Raw genomic sequence first — 21,692 nt, 5'->3', positions numbered from 1 at the left:
ATGCTCGCCTCCTCCACCATCGCAGCCTTGCGCAAAGGCCTCACTGCGGGTGAAATCACGCCAAGAGACATCGTTTTGGATGTCGCCAAATCCATCGAAGCAGGCAATGCGGAGATCGGTGCCTATCTGTCCTGGGACGTCGAAGCCGCACTCGCGGAAGCCGACCGCGCCGATATCACCAAACCGCTGGGCGGCATCCCCATCGCGGTGAAGGACAACATGAACGTGACCGGCCAGCCCTGCACCTGCGGCTCGCGCATCCTGGCTGAAAACTACACCGCGCCCTACGACGCAGGCGCCATCCAGAAGCTGCGTGCCGGCGGTGCCATCCCGTTTGGCCGGCTGAACATGGATGAATTTGCCATGGGCTCCAGCACGGAGAACTCTGCCCTCGGCATCACGCGCAATCCGCGCGATCTCTCCCGCGTTCCGGGCGGTTCCAGCGGCGGCAGTGCGGCGGCGGTGGCGGGGGATCTTGCCGTTGCGGCTTTGGGTTCGGACACCGGCGGCTCCATCCGCCAGCCCGCAGCGCTGTGCGGCTGCGTGGGCATCAAACCCACCTATGGCCGAGTATCCCGCTATGGACTCGTGGCCTTTGCCTCTTCGCTTGACCAGATCGGCCCGCTGACCAAAACAGTGGAGGATTCCGCGCTGCTGCTGAATCACCTCTGTGGTTACGACGCCCACGACTCGACCTCCCTGAATGTCGAAGTTCCCGATTTCACCGCAGCCCTTGGCCGCGACATCAAGGGCCTGCGCATTGGCCTGCCCAAAGAGTATTACATCGATGGCATCCATCCCGGAGTGTCCGCCAGTGTGCAGGCCGCCATCCGCCAGCTGGAGTCTTTGGGAGCGATCATTGAAGAAATCAGTCTGCCGCACACCGAGCTTGGCGTCGCCACGTACTATGTGCTCGCTCCCGCCGAAGCATCGGCCAATCTCGCCCGCTTTGATGGTGTGCGTTACGGCCACCGCAGCAGCAGTGCAGGGGATTTGCTGGAGCAGTACACCAAGTCCCGCTCGGAAGGTTTCGGCCCCGAGGTGAAGCGGCGCATCCTGCTGGGCACCTACATGCTCAGCTCCGGCTACTATGACGCGTATTACATTCGTGCGCAGAAGGCGCGTACGCTGATCCGCAACGACTTCACCGAGGCCTTCAAGAAGGTGGATGTGATCCTTTCCCCCACCAGCCCCACGCCTGCGCACAAGCTGGGCGAGCTCAAAGACAACCCGCTGGCGGCTTATCTGGAAGACGTGTTCACCATTCCCGTCAATCTGGCCGGACTGCCCGGCATCAGTCTGCCGTGCGGCACTGTGGAGGTGGAAGGCAAGGCGCTTCCTGTCGGTCTGCAAATCGTGGGCAAAGCGCTGGATGAAGCCACCGTGCTGCGTGTCGCGCATGCGTACGAGCAGTCGCGCTGATGAGTTTGCAAAAAGTGAAGAAAATCTCTCCACAGAGTTTGACAAAACAACGCACTGGTCTATTCTCGTTGCCCGCTGTTTCAAACACAACGGGACAGAAAGTTTCAACGCACCCGTAGCTCAACGGATTAGAGCATCTGACTACGGATCAGAAGGTTTCAGGTTCGAATCCTGACGGGTGCGCCACTCATTATTAATGAGTTATATTTTTTTTTGTTGTCGGATTGAAGTTCAACCCGGACATTTCTCGGACACTTTTTTGAGTTTATCGTTCGTCCGCCTCACAATAAGCTATTCGGCTCACATTAGGGTGGAAATTGACAGTCTGCTTTGGTTCCAGCTTGGGACTATGCTCGTTCATTATCGAGACAAGCTCACCGAAGGATCTCAAGCAGCACACCCCGTGAGCATCATAGCTTCACTTTACGCAATCCTGGCCAAAGGATGGTGTCCACCTCAGCGCTGAGTCTCAGCATCGATGCTCGAACCACCCTAATCATTGAGGATGTAGTGCCGTTCGACGCCGCTGGCTTCGAGTAGCGTGGCAAGCTGGCGCACGAGTGTGGTCTTACCGCTGCCAAGAAAGCCGGTTATTAAAACAAGCGGAATCATAAGACGCTATAAGCCCGTGCGCCCATCAATGACGGCCTCTGAAAATGTCCATCAGCGTTCGTTTTCTTGGCTGCCCTTGCGGATTTTTGGAGGCGGGTTCTACTTGCGAGGGAACGGGCGGCGGCAAGCTTTTCTCCAAGCTGTCGTTGACTGCATTTTCTGTCGCGATGGATTGGAGTGCGTTGATGTTGTTGGTATCCAGAAACTCTTTGCTGGCAATGGCTCCGCCTTCCGTTGGATCGACCAGATGCGGACGGATTAGAAGGACAAGTTCCTCACGAGCCTTGGTTTTCTGACGGTTGCCAAAAAGGAAGCCAATCACAGGGATCTTGCCCAGCAGAGGGACTTGCGCCCGGGTATCATTGAAGTTGGAGTCAATGAGGCCGCCGATGACTACGGGCACCCGATCTCTTGCCACGACGGTGCCGCTGACGGTGCGGGATTGTACGGTGTCGATGGTCTGGGGAGTGAAGCCGTTGTTGCTGGGGACCAGCACGGTGGCACCGTTGACGTTGATGTTGGAGTTCTCCTGCAAGAGGCGCAGGGTGACGGTCTTGTCAGCGTTGATATTGGGCGTGATGAGCAGCGTCGTACCCACGGGGCGAAACTCGATGTCGGTGCTGCCAGTGGCCACTGCGTTGTTCACCCCTCCGGTCACGATTGTTCCGCCGTTGAAGCTGCGATTGAGCGGTCGCTCCTCCCCGATGAAGAGACGGCTGACCTCATTGTTGGCAATGAGGAGCGTGGGTGTGGACACGACACGCACCTGACCTTTCTGCTCCAACACCTGGATGCGGGCGTTGAAGTTGCCGCTGGCAAAGTGGAAGCTGAGATTGCCTGGTTGAACAGGATTCGCTCCAAAGCCTGCTTGGAAACGGCCGTTGTCGAAGAGATAATCCACGGCGCTGGTGAAGCCTTGATTCAGGCTCACGCGAAGAATCTTCACCTCAAGCAGTACGGTGGGTGTGGGCACGTCCACGTTTTTGACCAGCGTTTTGATCTGCTGCATCGCGCGGCTGTCGCTGGTGCGGACGATGACCTTGTTCAGCCGCTGAATGACGGTGACGAAGATGTCCACGCGGTCATCAAGCATGCGCTGCACAGCGGCGGCTCCTTCCTCAGCGGCACTGAGCTGCAAAGACTGGATTTCCTCGGCGGTGAGACCTTCGACGCGCTGGGGCTGGAGGCTCTGCTGGTTCTGCCCACGATTGCCGAGGTTGTTCTGCGAGCCCGAGCCGAAGAGTGAGTTGAGAGAAGAGCCTGAGAGGCCGTTACGATTGCTCTGGCCCGTCTGGCTGTTGTTGGAGCTGCCATTGCCGCCGCCGCCGCTGTTGCCGGCCACGATGTTCTGGCTGCGGCCATCGACAATGTCAAACCGCTGAAAGCGTTGCTGCAGCTCCTGAGTCTCCTGGTTGTTCTGCTGCTGGAAGTTCTGGCTGATGCGGACGCGGTTGCCGTAGAGGTCGCGAATGGCATTGCCAAAGGACTGAGCATTGGGAAAGCGCATGTCGAAGACCTCGGTAACTTCCTCCTGGAAGCTGCCAAGGTCGCGTTTGTACTCCTCGGGAGTGTGAATTCGAATGATGCCAGACTGCTCGTCATCCTTGAACCAGAGATTGTGCGAGCGGCAGAGGGCTTCCACCGCAGCGCGGGGCGTGACATTGGCAAGATAGAGGCTGACAGGCATCTTCCCTGCCTCAACAGAGGCCACGACATTCAAGCCGCCGGCCTCCGACAAGATGCGCGCTGCATCCGCCAGCGGCACCTGACGCAGATCGATCACTTCCATCTGCGTCATCTGGGCAGACGCGCTGACGGCAAACATGAGGAGAAAGAGCAGTGATTTCATTGCAGGCGCAGGGTTTGTTTCAGGGGAAGCACCTCGATAGTGGCATTTTCGGAGGTCAGTTCCGTGAGCTGGAGGCTGAGGTGGCTGTACTGACCTGAAAGACTCAGCGTCGAACCTTTCTTCAAGGCGAGGATCTGTTTATTCACCTCGATGATGACAAGCCCTTGCCCGCTGCTTTGAATGATCTTGCCACGCATTTGCACGGAAGGTACGTTGATCAAGGAGGCTGTGTTTTGCACCGAAGCCATGAGCAGCTTTTGCAAGGCCTCGTCTGGTTGGGTGGGGTCAGCCTGCGGTTTCGGCGGCTCCGGGTGCGGCTGCTGCGCCAAGGCGGCGGCCGTCAGCAAGGCGTAAATCATTAGCAGGTGTTTCATAGGCATGAGAGAAGTGTCAGTGAAGATTGTTGCCGGGGCCGCTGGCGGCGAATAAGGCCATGAAGAAGGAGATATAGACGTAGCCCACCACGGTGCCGACAGTGACGATGACGACGGGCTCGATGAGCGCGCTGAGGCGCTTGATCAGGCGGTCGAGCTGCGCCTCGTGAAAGCGTGCGACTTCATCCAGCACGGTGTCGAGCGTGCCTGATGACTCACCTACGGCGACCATGCGCGGGAGCATGGGCATGAAGCCGTGCTTGCGATCCAAGTGCCGTGCCAGCGGCTCTCCCTGCATGACCTGCTCACGCGCGGTGGTGACGATGGCAGAGAGGCGTCTGTTCCCCATCAACCGTTCGCTCACCCGCAATGCCTCAATGAGGGTGACGCCGCTGCTGAGCAGCGCGGAGAAACTGGTGGCAAACATGGCCGTGCCTGCGGTGCGCAAGGCTTTCCCGAGCAAAGGGAGGCGTAGTGCCAGTGCATCGATCATTGCGCGGCCCGCAGGCCAGAGGAAAAGCATCACCAAAGCGATGAGCAGGGTGACGCTGACGATCACGGTGGTGATGCCATTGATTTGAACCCAATCGCTGAGGTCGAGCAGGCGCTGTGTCATTGGCGGCAGTTTCTTGCCCATCGCCCGCAGGAAGACCTGGAGCTTTGGCAGCACGCCGATGACCATAAAAACCGCCAGCCCGATGGCGAGCAGGAACACGATGGTGGGATACATGAGCGTGGTCAGCAGGCCGGCGCGCAGAGTGCGCTTCTTCTCCAGCACCACCGCGGCACGTTCCAGCACTGGGCCTAGATGGCCGGTCTGCTCCCCCACGCTTACAAGCTGCACAACGAGGCGGTTGAAGCAGCGGTGCTGTGCCAGAGCCTCGGCAAAGGTACGCCCGCCTTCCACGTCAATGACGACCTCCTCCCACACTCGCCGCAGTCGACCACGCTCCGCCTGCTCTGCCACGAGGCGCAGGGCGCTGAGCAATGTCAGTCCGCTGCGCAGCAGCGTGGCAAGCTGATAGAGGCTGATCTCGATGTCGAGCGAGCGAATCCACAGCAGTTCGGACGGTGCCCAGCCGCGCGAGCGGATGGTTCCTTCCTGCGCTTCCTCCACGCTGAGCACGACCATGCCGCGTCCGCGTAGATCTGACGCCGCTGCCGCGCTGGAGGCGGACTCCAGCGTGCCGGAGAGGCGGGCTCCGGAGGCATCACGGACATGGTAGAGGAAGGCGGGCATACGTTATTTTACCAGACGGTCACCGCACTGCGCACATCAGGCATGGACACGCTGCCGGAGCGCAGCTTTTCGGCGGCATCGTGGACGAGCAGCGGGAGGCCGCGCTGGCGCATGCGCTCGGTCAGCGCAGCCTCATCAGCACCTTGGGCAATGGTCTGCGACCATTCCTCATCTACAGGCAGCATTTCAAACAAGCCCATGCGTCCGGTATAACCACGTCCGGCACAGTACAGGCAGCCGGAGGGTTCAAAGCATTCTTTTCCCTGCAATCCGGGCTGCGCCAGCAGTGCGGCTTCATCCATGCGGATCGCACGCGGCTGCAGGCAGTGGTCGCAGCACTTGCGCACAAGCCGCTGTGCCACTGCGAGGCGCAGTGTGGAGGCGATCAAAAAACGCTCCACTCCCATCTCCGCCAGGCGCACCACGGCACCGGCGGCGGAGTTGGTATGCAGGCTGGAAAACACCAGATGCCCGGTGAGCGCGGCCTTGATGGCGATGTCAGCAGTCTCACGGTCGCGTATCTCACCGATCATCACCACATCGGGGTCATGGCGCAGCATGCTGCGCAGCGCACTGGCGAAGTTCACCTTGTCCGCGCTGTCCACCTCCACCTGTACGAGGCCGGGTATTTCGTTTTCGATGGGGTCTTCGATGGTGATGATGTTCTGCACCTCGGCGGCGATGAGTTCGCGCAGCGCGGCGTAGAGCGTGGTCGTCTTGCCTGATCCCGTGGGGCCGGTCAGCAGGATGAGGCCATGCGGCTTGGCAATGGCGTCACTAAACATTGCATGATGCGCGGCGCTCATGCCAAGGGCGCTGAGGCTGAAGCGGCTGCTGTCCACCGCGAGCAGGCGCAGGGTCAGCCGCTCTCCATGACGGGTGGGAATCGTTGCCACGCGTACATCGACGACGAGGCCGCGTGCGCCGCCCTCATTATGGCGGAAGGCTCCATCCTGAGAGGCCCGGCGCTCCGCGATGTTCAGTCCGGCGATGATTTTGAAACGGTTGAGCAGACCGCCATGCACGCTCATGGGCAGACGATAGGCCTCTTCCAGCATGCCATCGACGCGCAGCCGAATGCGCAGTTCTTTTTCACCAGGGTTGAAGTGAATGTCCGAAGCCTGCCGCAGCATGGCGGCGCGCAGGATTTCATTGGCAAGCTGCGTGGCATCCGACTCCCCATCCGCGTTCTCCGTTGTCGCTGCGGCGGCCCCGCGCTCGGTGTAGCGGCTGAGCGTGCTCGCGCCTGCCAGCGGAGTATCGCGGTAGAGTTTTTCCAAAGCGCGGCTCAGCGATCCCGGCTCCGCTCTCACCACGCGCAGAGGGGACTCAAAGTAGCGCTGCAAGGTCCGCAGCCCTGCCTCATTCTCATGATGCTGGCTGGCCAGCCATACATGCCCCTCATGCACGGCGAAAGGCAGCAGCCTGCGCCGCAGCGCGATGCTCGCAGGCAGGCGCAGAGCCTGCACCGTGTCGATGCGCACGGCATCGAGATCGAGCAAAGAGTGGGTGCTGGAGGCAGAGGTTGTCATGCGGATTCAGTGGAGCGTGTGCGCATGCGGCTGGCGCGCTCAAAGACCTGCGCGGGCTGGCGGGAGAGGGCGTTGACAGTCTGCTCGGAGATGTCACCCCGCAGGTACAGGCTGGCCAAGCTGTGCTCCATGGTCTGCATGCCCTGCTGCATGCCGGATTCCATGGCGGAGTAGATGAGATTGCTCTTGCCCGTGGCGATGAGATTGGCCACTGCCTGGTTCGCGATCAAGATTTCTGCCGCAAGCACCCGCCGGCCTTTCATCTCAGCCTCGCCGTTGCCATTGTTCCTCGGTTTGCGCGCGCTGCCATCTGCCACGAGCAGGTGCTGAGCCACCACGGCCCGCAGCACCAGCGCAAGCTGACGGCGGATGCCATCCTGCTCTCCCGCCGGGAAGACAGACACCATGCGTTCGATGGCACCCACACAATCTCCCGCGTGAACCGTGGTGAAAACGAGATGTCCAGTCTCCGCAGCGGTGATGGCCGTGCGGATGGTGGTGAGGTCGCGAATTTCACCGACGAGAATGACATCGGGGTCCTGCCGCATCGAGGCCACGAGCGCGTCATTGAAGCTCGGTGTGTCCAGTCCGAGTTGGCGTTGGTTCACCAGGGCTATCTTGGACTCATGCACATACTCCACCGGGTCTTCGATGGTGATGAGATGGCATCGCCGTGTTTGATTGATGTGGTCGAGCAGTGTCGCCAGCGTCGTCGTTTTGCCCGATCCCGTGGGGCCGGCGATGACGACAAGACCGTAGGGCTGCAGGCAGAGCTTGTTCAATGACTCCGGCAGACCGAGCTCAGAGAGCGGACGAAAATGGTCGTCCAACCGACGCAGGGCGAGGTGAATGCGGCTCTGCACCTTGTAGATATTGAAGCGGAAACGCACGCCGCTCATGCTCGTCAATGCGCCATCATAGCTGCCGTTCTCACGCACCACAGGGCCGCTGGCCTGGCCGGTGAGATCACGCGCCCAGTGTTCCATTTGTGCTTCCGACACGCGGGGGAGTGATTCATCAGCCGTCAGCATCCCCTGCACGCGGAAGTAGGGTGGTGCATCATGGGCAAGGTGCATGTCCGAGGCCCCGATGTCGAGACATCGGTCGAGGAGGGATTCGAGGTGCAAGGCGGCGGCACTCATCACAATCGCAGGCGCAGCGTCCACTCGTGCATAGAGGTTGGGGTTGCAGGTTCCGCCATGCTGAGGCTTAGCGGCAGGCAGGCGGAGTTTTCGATCTTGGGCAGCGCTTCTAGCGCGGCCTGCACACCGCTCCAGGTGCCGAGGAAGCGCACCTGCCACACAGCATCGGCGCTGGCAGGTGCCGCCTGTTTGGTGCCTGCGCGCGGGGGGGCGGATGAAGCAAGCTGCCGTGCAGACGGGCCTTCTTCGACGACGACCATGGCATGCTTGCGCAGCAGCGCCCCCACCATCACTACAGCCTCGGAGCGCTGCACCGCATCGCTGCCGCCCTCGGAGAAAGCGGCCAGCTTGTGTTTCAGATCCGCCAGTTCAGTTTTCACCCGTTGGAGATCGGCGGCGAGCTTTTGCGGATTCGCGCTCATGGCTCCGACCTGGATGAGCAGCTTGTCACTTTGCTGCGTGACTTTGTTCACCGTATCGAGATGACTGTTGTTGATGAAGACGGCGTATAGCGCCAGCACCAGCGCGCCGGGCAGTATGAGGAGCAGCACACGCTCGCGTGCGGTTAGAGGAGGCCGGGCTTTCGCTTTCATGGTTGGGAAGCGGCTTGTGCAGTGCTGGTGGTCTTGCTGCCGCCGTCGAGCCGCAGCGGAATCTCAAAGTCCCACACGGGGGTGTTGCCTACCAGGCGGGCGGTGGTGCGCGCAGGCCGCACGCTCCAGCCATGCGGAGCGAGCTGGGAGCCCAGCGCGTTGGAAAATTCTGCGGCAAGCGCCTGCTTGAGGCAGATGCCGGAAATCACAGCTTCCGTGCCGTGATGGCGCAAACTGCTGCCGCCAGGACTTGCGCTGCCGGGCTCCTTCAAAGCGCGCACCAGCAGCCCTTCCGGGCGCAGGTCTGCCACGGCGGCAAGCATCGCACCAAAGCCACGCAGGGCCTGTGCCTGGTGCAGGCGCGCGGCATTGAGGTCCGCGCGCACTTTGCCCATCTCGGCGGAAAGCGTCTGTAGCTCATCGCGCTGCTTGGCGATCAAGGTGAGCGTTTTGATCTCCGCTTGGGCGGACTGCAGCCGCTGCTCCGCCAGCCACCAGTGACCAGCGCAGAGCATAAGCACACCCGCCGCCGCCGCCACGGACAGCCACGCACGGCTCACCGCGCTCATCGGCTGCACAGGTGGCAGCAGCACGGGCACGGCAGGCGTTTGCGCGGTCAGGATTTGATGGGCCGCCACCAGCCAGCCACGCAGCATGGTATCATCATGCAGGCTGTGGCATTCCACATCAGTCAGCGCCATGGCATGCATCGTTGTTAAAATCCAGCGCTGTTGTTGGTTGGATGCAGGGGGGAACCGCGACATCAATGCCTCCAAAGAGGCAGATTCATCCACCGGCAGAATGTCAAAGCCCGCCGGACGGTGCATGAATAGCAGATCATGCCATAGCTCTAAGCCCTCCCTGCCACTGCCCTGCGGCAGCAAACCGCCCGGATGCGCGATGCCCTCCAGCCGCGCCCTTCGCTGGGTGATCTCGCTTTCGATCTCCCCCCGCACCCGCTGGGAGATCTGCGTGACCCACCATGATTCGCTGCCCGCATGCTCGGATGGCAGATGCCGTGCGCTCGTCTGGCTGGACATCGCTGGCAGCCCGGTCAGTGCCTCCGCCTCATAGGCGAGGGCCGAGGCCAGCTCCCCCTCGTCCAGTCCTTGCAGCCGGCCCGGCGTGGTCTCGATCACCGCCGTCACCGCCGCCGTGGTCAGTACCCACACGCGGCGCGGTGCAGCTTTCAGCAAAGCCAGCGCCGCCAGCGTGAGCGAGGCCGCGTCCGTCACATTCGCATGCGGCACCGACTGCGCGACAGCAGCCAGCCGGCCCTGTGCATCGAAGTCGCCGCGCGCAATGAAGCTGGGAGTGACAAGCAGTAGCGTGCGGCTCATGGGACGGTGAGAATGATCGTGCGCATGTTGCCGCCGTGCCGCAGCATGACTGGCACGATGACGGAAGAGCGCTGAATGCTGCCGTCATTGCCTGTGTCATAGTAGGCACGCAGCACACGCGGGCCGGGTGTGGTGGGGAAGAAGTTAAGGGTGAGCGTGCTGGCTGTGAAGTCTGCCTCCTCACGAGTCACGGTGATCAAGCCCGTTGCCGGATCAGGAGCAAAGAGACGTACGATAATTTGATCCGCAGGCACCGCAGTCGCAGGCGTGCCGTCGGCGTTTCGGACCTCGATGGTCACCGCTTCCGTGGCTGCGGTTTGAGCAGCGGAAATCATCACGCTCAAGTCACGCTCATAGCCGGTGTCTGCTCCATTTTCGGCGGCATTGGCCCCGAAGGAATGCATCTGACCGATCTGCTCAGTGATGGCGGAGATGTCCACGCCTGCCTGAGTCCGCAGCAGCGCATTCGGATAGCCGCTCACCACGCCATCAGGATTAGCGAGTTCCGCCGCCCAGCCATCCCGCAGGGAAGTGCTTCCCGGCGGAAGCTGGAGATACGGGCCGCGCCAGCCGGTGGCGAGATACACCTCAGCATCCGCTTCGGCATCATCATCCACATAATCTGCGGACGCCTGGCGCACGGCGTGGGCGGCCATGCCGTTCACGTTTTCCCACAGCTCTGCGAGAGTGAAAATAGTGCCACCGGTCACGGCTTCTGAGGTCGCCAGTGGCAGCCGCCCCATGTCGGCGACGAAGCCCGTGATGAGCAACGAGCCGTCTGCGTCACGCTGATTGGCGGGACCGACCACCGCCTCGCGGATGTTTTCCAGCGCGCGCTGCGTGGCCTCGTAGCGGGCCTGATCGGCCACGCCGCTGGTGCTGGTGATGGCCACGGTGGAGAGCACGACGAGGATGGTCAGCACGACGAGCAGCTCCAGCAAGGTGAGTCCGTTTTGATTGAAGCGTATGCGTTGAAATTTCATGGGGTCCGGGTGTCCGCCACGCGGAGGAAAAGCACCACGTCATCGCCACAGTCAGCGATGGGGGGCAAGTTCACGGCGGGCGGAGTGTCCAGAACGCCGTCCTCGCCTGTGGAAACGAGCCGGATGTAATGTGCATCCGGTGTTTGAATGACGACCGGATGCCCCCAGCCATCCAGCACCGTAGGGCCATTCATCAAGTAAGGGCCCCGCCAGCCTAGGCGGCTGTTGGGATCATAAGTTTGCAGGTTCGCTGGAAGACTGAATGACAATGGTGACGTGCTGGGATCTGTGATGAAGAGATCCGCCATCGTCAGCGGCAGGTACTCATCGCGCTCACCAAGGTCATGCCACAGGCCTTTCTTTCCATCCGCACCCAAAATGGCCGTGCGCACGTTGATCAAAGTTTGCTCCGTTGCGGTTTGCTGCGCAAAGTTGCGAGTCGAGGTGACATTCGGCACGACGATGCCCGCCACGGCGATGAGCACCATCAGCACGATGAGCAGTTCCAGCAACGTCAGCGCTGCGGCAAAATGATGCTGCGCGCTGCGTCTGTGATGAGAGTGTTTGATGAGCATGGAATCTGCGTTCTCCTTTTAAATGACCCCGCCCGGACATGCCGGGCGGGGCGTGCAGCTCCTCGAAATAGCGGGGCGCTGGGAAGCATCAGGCGATGCCGTAGGGACTAGAGGTCATTCTCGAAAAACTCGTTAACGTGATCTGTTGCATTTCCAAGTCTGTCAGGATGGATCGACAGAACACCCACAAATTCAGCGCGTTCCAATGCACCAGCAGCGTCCTCGACTTTGTAAACAGCAAGGAAGCGGGAATAAACCGCGTCAGGGGTGTCGCCAGAGCCTTCACCGAAGTGATATGGCGCTTCACTGATAGTACGCCCGATCATTTCGCTGCGCTGACCCACGCCAAAGGCAACAAAGACATCACCTGCAACCGAACCTGGACGAAGAGTCCTCTGAACAGCAGCCTGAGTAACACTTGCAACAGAAACCGTGGCAGCCGGAGCAATGGTTGCTACACCATCATACGGATCGAATGTTGCATTGGCAGGAGCCGTTTCAAGAAGAGCCGAGAACGTGTTGATACCTGCTCCGATCAAGGAGGCTGCCTGATCAGCATCAAGTGCCAAGGGCACCAGTTCACCGCCAGCCGCACCCCCTTCGTTTGGAAGATAGTCCACCAACGTAGCCCCACCCGAAGCAACTAGATTATCCAGCAGCGAGGGTTGCTGGAAGTAGAGCTGCTCAAACTCCTGGATGCGCTTGTTCACCTCGGAGAGGTTGGTCGAGCCAGCAGCGGCGTGTGTGCGGACGAGCATACTCGGCAACTGCGGGATGAGGATGCCTGCGAGGGCGATCAGAATGACAAGCACGACGAGCAGCTCAATGAGCGTCAGGCCTTGCTGGTTGTAACGACGCGCCATGCGTGTCGCGAGAATATGATTGGATACCTTCATGATGTTTGGTTTGGGTCTGTTTCATGTTGAAGGGCTCCGGGTTCTGCGACCTCCGGCCTCGAGTTTTTCCAGATGGTGATGATCACCTTCCGAAATTGGTTGCCTCAATTCGTCCCAGTGGACGAATGAAGGCTGAAATGGATAAGGAAAAGTTCCTTGCTGCGAGGGCAGCGAATTTCGATGCGGCTGCCACGGCGCACAAACAGCAGCCTGCCTGCGCCGGAACGAAACTCCCCCTCTGGTACCGGGCTGACAGTCCCGTCCGCCCGCTCCACGGTGAGCCGGACAACGGGAGTTGCAGAGGGATTCGAGTCATTGTCACGAGGGGTGTTCAAGCGCGGGGATAAGGGACTGATTGGGTTCGGTTGAGCCGAGGTCTGATTTACAGCGCTGGATTAATAACGCAATTAATTTGCGATAACAAATTGTTGGGCGTTATCCTTTTGGGCGCAATGCGGGCACAGCCCAAAAAACTCCAGCTCGTGCCGAACACCCTGCCAACCGGCTTGGACGATGAACCGTTCCTCCATGGCGCGCAGTTCGGGCGGAGTTTCTACCGTTTGGAGGTCGCCGCAGTCTGTGCATACCAGGTAGTCCGGCTGAGCGTCAGATAAGATGATCTGGAAGTATGAGCAGCGCTCGCTGATGTTCACGCGCCTCACCACCTTGGCATGCTCCAGTTTCATCATGATGCGGTAGATCGTCGCCGGATCGTGTTCAGACAGGCCGGGACGTTTGGACCAGTCATGCAGCGAGGCTGGCTGGGTGTGTGCGACCATCTCGCCTATCAGATTGACCAACGCAGGAGTGCGCCGCATTCCCCGCTCTTGCAGGCCGCTCACAATCTTGTCCCTGAGCTCGGCATTGCTGTCAGCCATGGTGATGTGGTGGCGGGAGTTCATGGTGATGCAGAGACTTTTCAACGCAGGGCTGCATGGACTGCCTGTGAGCAACTGGCAAAGTTTCGGGCGCGGACAAGGCGTGCGTCATTCGCCGCAAAGCGCTGCCACCAGTTCAGGGCCTGCTGCGGCGGCAGCCAGGGTTTTGAGTCGGCAAGCTTGCGAAACATCGCGAAGCATTCATTGCGATGTGTGAGGCCCGCTTGCTGGATGATCCACTCTTCATATTCGGTGAGCCAGGCCGTGAAATGGCGCGCGGCATCCATCTGCGTCTGAAGGCTCAGCTTGCTCTGGTGCGTCTCATAACAGCCGGGGTCGACAGGCTGGTTTTGCTCATGCGCATAACTGCACCTGCGCGTGCGCACAAACATGAAGCCTGGGGCCTCGGACGCCTCCTGCGGATACCAGCCCGCGCAGTGCCCATGCAGTTCGATCAGCCCTCCGCGCCACGCTTTGCGGTAGCAGCTTGTGCCCTGATGTCCCGGCGAAGGCTGGCGCTCAAAGCCATGGTCGATCAGCAGATTGCCGGACGTCATCACATCCCGCCCCCAGAAGAACATCTGCTGGCCAAGACCACGATGCACGTCGTTGAGCAGACCGCGTTGGTTGGCGATGTTAGGCGGCTGCATGCGCGAATAATTGGGGGTTGTTCTCTGCTTCGGCAGTTCCGCCACGCTTGCAGTCCGTGGTGCAGCTGAGATTCTCGACCATGAAGCCGCGCTCGCGCCAGAGCCGAAGCGGCTCCTGCCATTCCAGCCCCATGCGCTCCGCGATGGTGCGGGCGATGATGCCAAAACGAGAACGGAACTGATAGATGAAACCAAACGCTGCATTCCCATGCACTAGCGACGGGCCGGAGTAAAACAGGCCGGGTGTGAGGGTGGATTCATCGGTGGCCTCATCCAGCACCGCCTGATCGCCCCTCCAGGCGAAATTCCGGCGCACCATTTTCATGCTGTTGCGGAAGCCCGTCGCAAGAATCGGTCGCGTGGGGCTGTGAAAGAGAGTGCCATCCACGGTAGTGAGTTCATAACCGTCGTGGACTTTGGCAACCCGCGCGATGTCAGCATGCTTGTAGAAGCGCAGGCTGCCGGGTGCATCGCAGATGCAGCGCTTGAGCTGATCACGCGTGAACGGGGAGAGTGTGCGGCCGGGATCGGCAGACTGCACGGCCCAGGGTTCGCCACGCGAGATCACGTGTACATCCTTGCCCAGCCAGACAAGCTGGATCGCAGCATCAATGCCGCTCTCAAAGCCGCCGACGATGGTGAACTTCTCCCCCTGCAACGCAGACCAGTCATGCACCTTGGAGCTGTGCAGGCAAAGGCCGGCCCCGGCGATGCCACCCGTCTCAGGACGGCCAAATTCCCCAGCCGCCCAGATGATGAAGCGCGGCGAGAGAAGGCATCTGGAGCTTTCCACCACGAAGCCATCCGCGCTGCGCTGGATGGAATGCGCCTCAGCATGAAGGAACCGTAGCCCGTATTGATGCGCGACGGCTTTCAGGTAAAGCGCATACTCCGCCCCTGTGGGATGCTGTACATGCAGATGTTTCGCCCGTGAAGTGCCGGGGGTGATCGCATTCAGATCCACCACGCTGAAGGCATTACTGTGAAATGCCGGCGTCAGCATCCGCATCTGTTTGGGCCAGGCTTCAAAAGATGCGCCAACGCCGCTCTTGTCCAAGATGAGCACGTTTTCAATGCCACAGCGCTTCAGTGCCACCGCACAGCCGAGGCCTGCCGGGCCGGCACCTACAATCAACACAGTGGGATCAGTGCGCATGATCGTGTTCGGGTTCGATGGGTGTCCAGGCGGGGAAAGGATCAGGCAGCCTAGCCCATGCCTCAGGCCCGCCCTTCATCTCCTTCGGAGTAAGCAGGCAGGCCTGGAACTCCGCCAGCAGGGCTTCACGATCCATGTCCTGACCGATGACGACAATCTCATTTCGCCGGTCGCCATAAGGCTCACGGCAGTTCCCTTCGATCTCGGCGATAGATTCAGCATCCTCCGGCCATTCCGCTTGAGACACCGCGCTCCAGAAGAAGCCGAGGGCTTTCGTCGAGCGCATCACGCCCGCCTGACTGAGGAAGCCTGCAAGCTCCATGCGTGTGGCGAGCCAAAACATCCCCTTGGCACGAATAACCCCCGGCCAGGTGCCATGAACAAACGCCGAAAAGCGTTCCGGGTGCAGCGGGCGGTGTGAGCGAAAGACAAAACTGCTGATGCCGTACTCCTCAGTCTCCGGCGTGTGCCCTTGCAGGGAGTCGAGCCAGCCATGGCTTTGCTCCGCCTCGCTGAGTTCATACAAACCCGTGCCCATCACAGTGCTGAGCGGCACCTCAGACTTCACGGTCTCATGCACCCGCGCTTTCGGATTGAGGACCTGAATGATGCCGCGCACCTCCTTCAGTTCCTCCGCCGTCACGGCATCGGTCTTGTTGATGAGAATGACGTTGGCAAACTCGATCTGGTCGGTGAGCAGATCCGCAATGGTGCGCCCGTCTTGCTCACCCACGCCCTGATTGCGATCCTGCAAATCATGGGTGCTGTAGTAGTCATTCAGGAAGTTCCGCGCATCCACCACCGTCACCATGGTGTCGAGCTGGGCGATGTCGGAGAGGGAGTGCCCGGTCTCATCTTTGAAGGTAAAGGTCTCCGCCACCGGCATCGGCTCGGAGACTCCGGTGGACTCGATGACAAGGTGGTCAAAGCGTCCCTCACGCGCCATCTTGGAGACCTCCAGCAGCAAGTCCTCACGCAGCGTGCAGCAGATGCAGCCGTTGCTCATCTCCACCATTTTTTCCTCGGTGCGCGAGAGGTGTGCATCGCCTGATTGGACCAGCAGCGCATCGACATTGACCTCGCTCATATCGTTGACGATCACAGCCACTTTGCGCCCCTCACGGTTGCGTAGAATGTGATTGAGCAAAGTGGTTTTGCCCGCGCCGAGAAAGCCGGAGAGCACAGTGACTGGAAGTTTGGGTTTAAGCATGAGTTTGGGTGAATTGGGATGAAGAAAGGCGAGATGAAGAGGCGATCCCTGAGTGGTCAGTGAGATCATTGGTGGGGCCGCTCACATGCAACAAAGTTGCAATATATTCACAGTGCTTAAAATGCAACTTATTTGCATATACGAAAAAGCAGCTGCTAATGACTGGGGTCTTGCCCTCTCCATGGATGCCCTGACCAAAGCTCCCCGCCGCTGGCGCTCCCCGCGACGACTTGGGTAGCCTAGACCCCCACGATAGATGTCGCGATGCATCGTGGACTGCAGGCTGAGATGACGAAAACTAAACGCCTGTTACTCCTCGCCAAACCGTTGATCGGGACGCTGAATGCCAATGCTGCGGAACCTGCTCAATCCAAAGGCACCAACCCGGTGGGCCAAACTGGCCAGTGGGTGGCGAAACCCGCGTTCTCCGATGAGTTTGACGGGATGGAAGCCGACCCGCAGAAGTGGACCGCCAATGTGGGAAGCTGGTGTCCGTGGACTTGGGATAAAAAGAACGCCTTGGCGAAGGACGGCAGGCTTGTGCTAAGCATGAATCTACGAGCCGCATACGCGAAAAAGCGGCCCGCCGATCTTCTACAAGTCCGGCATCCTCCGCTCAAAACTTCAGCGAACCTACGGCTATTACGAGGTAAGGATCACCGGCGAGTGAGCGGGCAGGGGATGCTGTCCCCGGTGTAAATCAGTGAGGAGGGCAGGGCGTCCCCAAGGCCTTCAACTCAGGGCCGAATGTGCATGAGCGTCAGCGCACTCCGTGAGGGCCTGGCGATTCCAGAGCGAGCCAAAGCTCGTGAAATATTTATTGCGCCACGGAGTCCAGCAGCACGGCCAGGAAACCATCCGACGGATTGGCGTGGCGCGTTACGGCGGTCTTTTTCGCGGTGGTCTTTTTGGTGGCTGTCGCGGCGCACTGCTGCTGCTTGCGGAGGGTGACCTCCACCACATTTTCCAAGGTGTAACGGTCCAGGATGTTGGCGATGGCGTTGCGGACATCGATCATGAGCATGCGCAAACCACAGTGAGTTTCATCCGGGCAGGTGCACTTCTCATACTCCGTCTCGCTGGCGCAACCGATGGGTGCCAGTTTGCCGTCGATCAAGCGTACGATTTCGCCCATTTTGATCGACTTCATCGGCTTCGCGAGTCGGGTGCCACCATACTTGCCACGCATGCTTTCCACATAGCCTGCGGTGCGCAATTCAAAGAGAATGGCCTCAAGAAACTTGAAGGGCAGGTGCTCCTGCTCCGCCAGACTGGAGACCGAGATCACGCCTTCCTTCTGGTGCTCGGCAATGCCCAGGCGTATCATGGTGCGCAATGCATATTCTCCGCGTTTGGTCAGTCGCATGGAATGATAATGAAATGACTACGCCCACCGGGCAAGTAGGAATAATCTATTTCACCCCACTACGGCAAGATCGTCTCATGCGGGAGTATCCCAAAACACGCGTATTCGCATTTTCTGCGGTTAATGTTTTGCCTGCGATGGCCTGATTCGGCATTTGCCCTTGGCTTGCCTTGCCGCCTATATTCAAGGCAGATGAACCTTCCAATCCGCCCCCGCCGCAACCGCCAGTCTCCTGCTGTCCGCGATCTTGTTCGCGAGACGGAACTGACGCCGGGTCATTTGATTTATCCGCTCTTCCTGCAAGAAGGAACCACGAACACGCCGATTGAGTCGATGCCGGGTTGCACGCGCTGGAGCCTCGACGGTCTGGTGCAGGAGGCAGGCGCCGCGCACGCGCTCGGTGTTCCGGCGGTCGTGTTGTTTCCGCGCATTCCGGATGAACTGAAAACCCGCGGAGCCGAGGCCTGCCATGCGGATGATGGCTTGGTGCCCCGTGCAATCCGTGCGCTCAAAAGCGCGCACCCCACGCTGACGGTGATCACCGATGTGGCGCTCGATCCCTACAACAGCGACGGCCACGACGGACTCGTGACCGATGATGGCCGCATCTTGAATGATGAAACCGTGGCCGTGCTCTGCCAGCAGGCCCTCTGCCATGCGCGTGCCGGTGCGGACATCGTTTCCCCGAGCGACATGATGGACGGACGCGTGGCCGCACTGCGTGCTGCGCTGGATGGCGCGGGGTTTCAATCCGTCTCGATCATGAGCTACACCGCCAAATACGCTAGCGCCTACTACGGCCCGTTTCGCGGCGCGCTGGACTCCGCGCCGAAGGCAGGGGACAAGAAAACCTACCAGATGGATCCCGCCAATGCGCGTGAGGCCCTGCGCGAAGCCGCGCTCGATGAAGCTGAAGGCGCCGACATCCTCATGGTGAAGCCTGCAGGGCCGTATCTCGACATCATCGCTAAACTGCGCGGCGCCACCACGCTGCCCATTGCCGCCTATCAGGTCAGCGGTGAGTATTTGATGATCAAAGCCGGTGCCGCAGGTGGCTGGATCGACGAAACCAAGATCGTGCACGAATCCCTCATCGGCATCCGCCGTGCAGGCGCGGACATGATTCTGACCTATTTCGCCAAGCAGTGGTCAGCGGCGTGGCGCTGAAGATTTCTCTAATGTTAATCCAAGAACCGGAACTCCGGCGTGGACCACAGCGTCTGGATGAAGCGAGCCCAGAGGTCGCGCACGTCATCTGCGGTGGCGTTGCCGGAAAGGCTGGATTCCAGGAAGTCGCGGACTTGTACCTGCTCCTTCGCGGTGGGTTCGCGCTGCAAGGAGTTTTGAAAGGCGCAATCGATGCGCTTATCGTTTTCGGTCGATGACTTGAGCACGACATCTGCGGCATTGCGCGCCTGTTCGATGACTTTGGGGGAGTTCATCAGAAAGAGTGCCTGCGTGGCGACGGTGCTGGTGGTGCGCTGCGCGATGGGCTGGTTGATGTCCGCGAAATCGAAGACTTCAAACAGCGGGTGGCGCACATTGCGAAAGGCAGCGGTGTAAAGGCTGCGGCGGGTGTCGAGGAACTGGTAGCCGTACTCGATGTTCTGAATCTTCTGATCGTTCGCATCGACCGCTTTGACATCGCTGACACCGGGGCCGCCGAATTCACGATCCAGGGTGCCTGCGGCGGTGAGCATGGCGTCGCGCATGCACTCGGCATCCAGGCGCTTGCGGTTCATGTGGCTCAGCAGGCGGTTGTCGGGATCCAGCGCATGCTGGGCGGCTGAGGCTTCATTCGTGGAAGCCATGCGATACGTCTGGCTCATGACCATCTGTTTGACGAGATGCTTCAGGCTCCAGCCGTCTTCGATGAACTTGATGGCGAGATGGTCAAGCAGTTTAGGGTGGCTCGGCGCTTCGCCGGTGGAGCCGAAGTTGTCCGTAGTGCGGACGATCCCAGCGCCATAGATCCAGTGCCAGACCCGATTCACCATGATGCGCGCCGTCAGCGGATTGGCGCGTGAGGTGATCCATTGCGCGAGTTGCAGCCGGCCGCTGGCTTCGGCAGGGACATCCGGAGCACCGCCATGCAGCGCCGCCTGGATGAACCCACGCGGCACGCTGGCACCCAGATTGCGCGTGCTGCCGCGAATGTGAATCTTGGCGTCTTCCGGCAGGCTGTCGTCCGCCACGGACATGGCCTCGGGGCGGTCGGGCTGGTCCTTTTGCAGAGCTTTGAGTTCTTTCTCCAGGGCAGCGAGCCGCTGTTTGAGCTTGATCGCGGTGGGGGATTCCTTTTTGGCCACCGGCTGGCTCGGGGTGGCTTCATCCGCAGGCAGAAACTGCACAGCATCGACTGTCACGTAGCCCTGCGAGTTGGCATTGGAGATGAGGACGAAGCCCTGGCCGTTGGCTTCAAAGCGATACGTGCCGAGGGTGGCAAACTGCAGACCCTTGAGGGAGTCCGTGGTCATCTTGATAGCTTTCAATTCCTCGCCGTCCGCATGCAGGATGGTGACGGTGGCGCTAGCAGCGCGGTCGGGCCCGGCATTGAAGGCCACGCGCACCTCGTAGCGGCCGGTCTTGGGAATCTTGGGCGTGAAGGTGACGGTCTTCTCGCCTTTGCCTTCGTTTTTGTCACTGATGTAGCCGCTGCCGATGTAAGGGGCGAAGCTGGTGGACTGCTTCCACAGGCCTACCTTCTGCGCGGCGCTGTCATCGACGACGATGCCGGGAAGATCGCTCAAGACGATGTTTTTGCGTGCTCTCAGATCGGCGCTGCCGGCATCTCGCAGGCTGTTGTTGAGCGTGGCGATTTGCTCTTTGAGCGCATTCGCCTGCTGCTCGTGCTTTTGCAAAGCGGTCTCGGCAGCGCCATCGAGCGGCAGCGGTGTATCGATCCAATGCGCGACGTTGTCGGTGTAATTTCTCAGCGTCTTGGTGCTGCGCAGAATGCCCGCCAGTGCGTAGTAGTCGCGGGCGGAGATGGGATCAAACTTGTGATCGTGACAGCGCGCGCAACCAATGGTGAGACCGAGGAAAGCGCGGCCCATCGTGTCGAGTTGTTCATCGACGATGTCCATGCGCAGCATGCCTTTGTCCTGCTCCTCGTAGTTGGTGGGGCCCAGAGCGAGGAAGCCGGTGGCCGTGACCTGACGGCGGCGTGCGGCGGCGTCTGCGGCTGGAAGCAGATCGCCCGCCAGATGTTCGGTGATCATGCGATCCACCGGCACATTGTCGCGAATGGATTCGATGACGTAGTCACGGAAACGCCATGCGTCTTTGAAGGGCAGGGAACGCCCCCCGCCAGAGGATTCAGCAAAGCGGGTGATGTCCAGCCAGTGCGAGGCAAAGCGTTCGGCAAAGGCGCTGGAGGCGAGGAGTTCATCCACACGCTTCTCATAAGTCATATCCGACAGAGCGATCCGATCCGGCGGCAGTCCCGTGAGATCAAAGGCAAGTCTGCGCTGCAAGATGGCAGGGCTGGCATCTGGCGCTGGTGTGAGGTTGTTTTCCTCCAGCTTGGCGAGGATGAAGCGATCAATGTCATTCGCGGGCCAGGCGGTGTTTTTCACCTGGGGCGGCGGCGTGGACTGCGGCGGCTGGAAGGACCAGAAGCTGTCATCCGCACGTGCGGATTTGGCTTTGCCCTCCGTGCTGGCGACTTCATCGCGCGGATCGGGAGCGCCGGATTCGATCCAGAGCTTGAGGTCGGCGACTTCGCTCTCCTTCAGCTTGCGCTTGGGCGGCATTTTTAAATCGCGGTCCGCATAGCTGACGGCGTGCCAGAGCTTGCTCTCGGCGATTTTGCCGGGAACCAGCGCAGGGCCGGAGTCACCGCCGGTCTGCCATCCATCACGGGAGTCGAGAC

General features: G+C 60.3%; 21 protein-coding genes and 1 tRNA gene. 4 read left to right on the top strand and 18 right to left on the bottom strand.

Annotated elements, in window-relative coordinates:
• Together gatA and PSV43_RS10030 are read left to right on the top strand one after the other, a co-directional pair.
• Positions 1-1,422: an Asp-tRNA(Asn)/Glu-tRNA(Gln) amidotransferase subunit GatA gene (gatA, locus tag PSV43_RS10035; RefSeq protein WP_300196334.1), complete on the top strand. Its 1,422-nt coding sequence runs from the start codon at positions 1-3 to the stop codon at positions 1,420-1,422.
• Between the two features lie 109 nt (positions 1,423-1,531).
• A tRNA-Arg gene (locus PSV43_RS10030) sits at positions 1,532-1,608 on the top strand.
• 306 nt (positions 1,609-1,914) lie between these two features.
• Here PSV43_RS10030 and PSV43_RS10025 read toward each other — a convergent pair.
• From PSV43_RS10025 to zigA, 16 genes are all read right to left on the bottom strand, one after another.
• Positions 1,915-2,034 (bottom strand): GTP-binding protein, encoded by a 120-nt coding sequence (locus PSV43_RS10025; protein WP_300196332.1) that lies wholly within the window; start codon positions 2,032-2,034, stop codon positions 1,915-1,917.
• Positions 2,035-2,059: 25 nt separating this feature from the next.
• Positions 2,060-3,883 carry a hypothetical protein gene (locus tag PSV43_RS10020; protein WP_300196330.1) on the bottom strand — a complete coding sequence of 608 codons (1,824 nt, stop codon included), beginning with the start codon at positions 3,881-3,883 and terminating at the stop codon, positions 2,060-2,062.
• Positions 3,880-4,257, bottom strand: coding sequence for a hypothetical protein (locus PSV43_RS10015; RefSeq protein WP_300196328.1), 378 nt, complete (start codon positions 4,255-4,257; stop codon positions 3,880-3,882). Before PSV43_RS10015 ends, PSV43_RS10020 begins: the two co-directional genes overlap by 4 nt.
• Before the next feature lie 16 nt (positions 4,258-4,273).
• A complete protein-coding gene (locus PSV43_RS10010) occupies positions 4,274-5,497 on the bottom strand; it encodes a type II secretion system F family protein (RefSeq protein ID WP_300196326.1) in 1,224 nt (407 codons plus the stop codon).
• An 8-nt stretch (positions 5,498-5,505) separates the two neighbouring features.
• Complete coding sequence (locus PSV43_RS10005) at positions 5,506-7,029, bottom strand: GspE/PulE family protein (RefSeq protein ID WP_300196324.1); 1,524 nt, start codon at positions 7,027-7,029, stop codon at positions 5,506-5,508.
• Positions 7,026-8,171 carry a PilT/PilU family type 4a pilus ATPase gene (locus PSV43_RS10000; protein WP_300196323.1) on the bottom strand — a complete coding sequence of 382 codons (1,146 nt, stop codon included), beginning with the start codon at positions 8,169-8,171 and terminating at the stop codon, positions 7,026-7,028. The genes PSV43_RS10005 and PSV43_RS10000 overlap by 4 nt, the downstream gene beginning before the upstream one ends.
• Positions 8,171-8,764 (bottom strand): hypothetical protein, encoded by a 594-nt coding sequence (locus tag PSV43_RS09995; protein WP_300196321.1) that lies wholly within the window; start codon positions 8,762-8,764, stop codon positions 8,171-8,173. Before PSV43_RS09995 ends, PSV43_RS10000 begins: the two co-directional genes overlap by 1 nt.
• Positions 8,761-10,104 (bottom strand): hypothetical protein, encoded by a 1,344-nt coding sequence (locus PSV43_RS09990; RefSeq protein WP_300196319.1) that lies wholly within the window; start codon positions 10,102-10,104, stop codon positions 8,761-8,763. Before PSV43_RS09990 ends, PSV43_RS09995 begins: the two co-directional genes overlap by 4 nt.
• Positions 10,101-11,087, bottom strand: coding sequence for a prepilin-type N-terminal cleavage/methylation domain-containing protein (locus PSV43_RS09985; RefSeq protein ID WP_300196318.1), 987 nt, complete (start codon positions 11,085-11,087; stop codon positions 10,101-10,103). Before PSV43_RS09985 ends, PSV43_RS09990 begins: the two co-directional genes overlap by 4 nt.
• A complete protein-coding gene (locus PSV43_RS09980; RefSeq protein ID WP_300196316.1) occupies positions 11,084-11,662 on the bottom strand; it encodes a type II secretion system protein GspG in 579 nt (192 codons plus the stop codon). Before PSV43_RS09980 ends, PSV43_RS09985 begins: the two co-directional genes overlap by 4 nt.
• 107 nt (positions 11,663-11,769) lie before the next feature.
• Positions 11,770-12,558, bottom strand: coding sequence for a prepilin-type N-terminal cleavage/methylation domain-containing protein (locus PSV43_RS09975; RefSeq protein ID WP_300196314.1), 789 nt, complete (start codon positions 12,556-12,558; stop codon positions 11,770-11,772).
• 104 nt (positions 12,559-12,662) lie between these two features.
• Positions 12,663-12,893 carry a hypothetical protein gene (locus PSV43_RS09970; protein ID WP_300196312.1) on the bottom strand — a complete coding sequence of 77 codons (231 nt, stop codon included), beginning with the start codon at positions 12,891-12,893 and terminating at the stop codon, positions 12,663-12,665.
• Positions 12,894-12,965: 72 nt separating this feature from the next.
• Positions 12,966-13,460, bottom strand: a complete 495-nt coding sequence (locus PSV43_RS09965; RefSeq protein WP_300196310.1) for a transcriptional repressor — start codon at positions 13,458-13,460, stop codon at positions 12,966-12,968.
• Between the two features lie 17 nt (positions 13,461-13,477).
• Positions 13,478-14,086 carry a hypothetical protein gene (locus PSV43_RS09960; protein ID WP_300196308.1) on the bottom strand — a complete coding sequence of 203 codons (609 nt, stop codon included), beginning with the start codon at positions 14,084-14,086 and terminating at the stop codon, positions 13,478-13,480.
• The gene (locus PSV43_RS09955) at positions 14,073-15,242 is read right to left on the bottom strand and encodes an NAD(P)/FAD-dependent oxidoreductase (protein ID WP_300196306.1); all 1,170 of its coding nucleotides are present in this window, start codon (positions 15,240-15,242) and stop codon (positions 14,073-14,075) included. Before PSV43_RS09955 ends, PSV43_RS09960 begins: the two co-directional genes overlap by 14 nt.
• Positions 15,232-16,452, bottom strand: coding sequence for a zinc metallochaperone GTPase ZigA (gene zigA / locus PSV43_RS09950; RefSeq protein WP_300196304.1), 1,221 nt, complete (start codon positions 16,450-16,452; stop codon positions 15,232-15,234). Before zigA ends, PSV43_RS09955 begins: the two co-directional genes overlap by 11 nt.
• 288 nt (positions 16,453-16,740) lie before the next feature.
• On the opposite strand from zigA, the gene PSV43_RS09945 reads away from it, so the two are divergent.
• Positions 16,741-17,151, top strand: coding sequence for a hypothetical protein (locus PSV43_RS09945; protein WP_300196302.1), 411 nt, complete (start codon positions 16,741-16,743; stop codon positions 17,149-17,151).
• A 118-nt stretch (positions 17,152-17,269) separates the two neighbouring features.
• On the opposite strand, the gene PSV43_RS09940 is transcribed toward PSV43_RS09945, so the two are convergent.
• The gene (locus PSV43_RS09940) at positions 17,270-17,818 is read right to left on the bottom strand and encodes an Rrf2 family transcriptional regulator (RefSeq protein WP_300196300.1); all 549 of its coding nucleotides are present in this window, start codon (positions 17,816-17,818) and stop codon (positions 17,270-17,272) included.
• Positions 17,819-18,010: 192 nt separating this feature from the next.
• Between PSV43_RS09940 and hemB the strand changes: the two genes are divergently transcribed.
• The gene (gene hemB, locus PSV43_RS09935) at positions 18,011-18,985 is read left to right on the top strand and encodes a porphobilinogen synthase (protein WP_300196298.1); all 975 of its coding nucleotides are present in this window, start codon (positions 18,011-18,013) and stop codon (positions 18,983-18,985) included.
• 14 nt (positions 18,986-18,999) lie between these two features.
• Here the strand turns inward: hemB and PSV43_RS09930 are convergent.
• Positions 19,000-21,692, bottom strand: a 2,693-nt coding sequence (locus PSV43_RS09930; protein WP_300196296.1) for a DUF1553 domain-containing protein, incomplete at its 5' end; no start/stop codon positions are given.

Origin of the sequence: Prosthecobacter sp. (genome assembly GCF_029946185.1) — a bacterium.
Taxonomy (GTDB): Bacteria; Verrucomicrobiota; Verrucomicrobiia; order Verrucomicrobiales; family Verrucomicrobiaceae; genus Prosthecobacter.
This window is presented reverse-complemented; position numbering and strand designations above follow the sequence as displayed.